Source organism: Vibrio sp. 5S239 (assembly GCF_041439575.1).
In the GTDB taxonomy this organism is placed as follows: Bacteria; Pseudomonadota; Gammaproteobacteria; order Enterobacterales; family Vibrionaceae; genus Vibrio; species Vibrio kanaloae.
Genome location: NZ_JBGOOM010000061.1, coordinates 1 through 1,615, shown reverse-complemented (window position 1 = coordinate 1,615; position 1,615 = coordinate 1). Strand labels below are relative to the sequence as shown.

General features: G+C 36.7%; 2 protein-coding genes. Both read left to right on the top strand.

Features of this window, described 5'->3' with window-relative positions; genetic code table 11:
• Nucleotides 1-384: 384 nt before the first annotated feature.
• Nucleotides 385-771 carry a hypothetical protein gene (locus ACED48_RS20410; protein ID WP_017057153.1) on the top strand — a complete coding sequence of 129 codons (387 nt, stop codon included), beginning with the start codon at nt 385-387 and terminating at the stop codon, nt 769-771.
• 106 nt (nt 772-877) lie between these two features.
• Nucleotides 878-1,354: a hypothetical protein gene (locus tag ACED48_RS20405; RefSeq protein ID WP_017057154.1), complete on the top strand. Its 477-nt coding sequence runs from the start codon at nt 878-880 to the stop codon at nt 1,352-1,354.
• Nucleotides 1,355-1,615: the final 261 nt, after the last annotated feature.

Here is a 1,615-nt window from a genome sequence, read left to right as displayed (position 1 = left end):
CGCAACGCGTGGCATTTTTAGTATGCGTTGATTTTAGTGTTTAAGGTGTTATGCGGTGACTTCGTATTACGTTGCTCACTACTTAGCTTAGCGTTATATGCTCAATGAAGCTGAGGGCTACTTGAAAACAAAAGACGAAATTAATAGTGTTTTGCTTAAAGCGAAGGATTTGAACTTGTACTCAGCTTTTAGCTATTTAAACTCTGAGCTTAACTCTGCTGAGACTCTGTGTTCAGATTGCTTAGACCAGTTGCTAATTGACTATAGGTCAAACCCACAAAAAGTTGATAGTGACTATTACTTTGAAGCGTATATGCGGTGTAAATTACTGTCAGAGCACCAGAATGATTCAGATGATTTTACTTGATTTTAGCAAGGTAAAAAATGGAAATTGAACAATTAGAAACACTAAACAATATGGCTATTACTTGGTTTACTTTAATTTTTAACAGAAAGGAAATCAAAGAACAGAAAAAAAACAGAGCTCTAAAAGCTCTAATGAACTCCCTTGCTAGTACATCTCAATATATGCAGGTGATAGTAGAAAATCCTGCGGAGAAAAGCCGAGATCGTGAGCGTGAGCTGTCTGATATGTGGAGTGAAACTGCGCTCTTAGTTCGGCCATTTGATGAAGCTTTATCAGAAAGATGCTTTTTCAAAGGCGTTTATTGGATCAATAGAAACCGCTTCACTGAAGAGGAAATAGTGAAGAAAAAAATGAAACTTCATCATATTGAAATGGACGTATCAAAGGCGCTAAAAAGCATATAACAAATTGCTTAAGTCTGATTCGTAAACGCGTGCCGAACTCGCTTCGCTCAGACATGGCACACGTTAACTCACAGCTTAGCAAGGCGTTATGTCTAAGGAGAAAACAATGAATTTTAAATTAACAATCAACGAAAAATTAACGTTAATGGTTGCTATATTTTCACTTGGTATCGCAGGATATTCGCTTTATATTTCTCTACAGGCTAAAACAACGAAATTGAGTATTGAAACTGAAAAAACAACATGCTCAGGTGAAAAGGATTGTTATAAGGTTTTTGTATTTAATAACGATGAAGCACCTTGTTTTGATTTTAGTTTGAGCTATGGCGAGGAGCTTGGACAAGGCTATTATATGCAAGGCTATGAAAAGTCGAGTTTGTTCAACAGTAATATAACCAGTAAAACGATTTCATTCCCTGCGATGACAATGGTGCCGTTAAACAAGCATAACGGTAAAGCATGGCTGGGGTTTCTGGATAATAAACAAATAGCACATTTTTCTTTCATACCGTTAAAGCCACATTCTTCCAGTTCTACTTTGAAAGTTACGTGTGCTGGATTTGAGGAAAGTGTATCTTTGTAGTTTCGACATAACAAACTGTTTAAGAGTGATTAGCAACGCGTGGCATTTTTACTATGCGTTGGTTTTAGTGATTAAGGTGGTATGCGGCGGCATCGGCATTGCGTTGCTCACACCTTAACAGTGCGATTTGGTAATGTAACGCAATGAACGGCTATGAACTAAAATGATAAATTAACCGAATAAATACAGTTAGATAGTTATGTTTTGTTGGTTCATGGTTGTTCTCTATAATGCCTCAAGTTACAATTTTTCTGCTACATA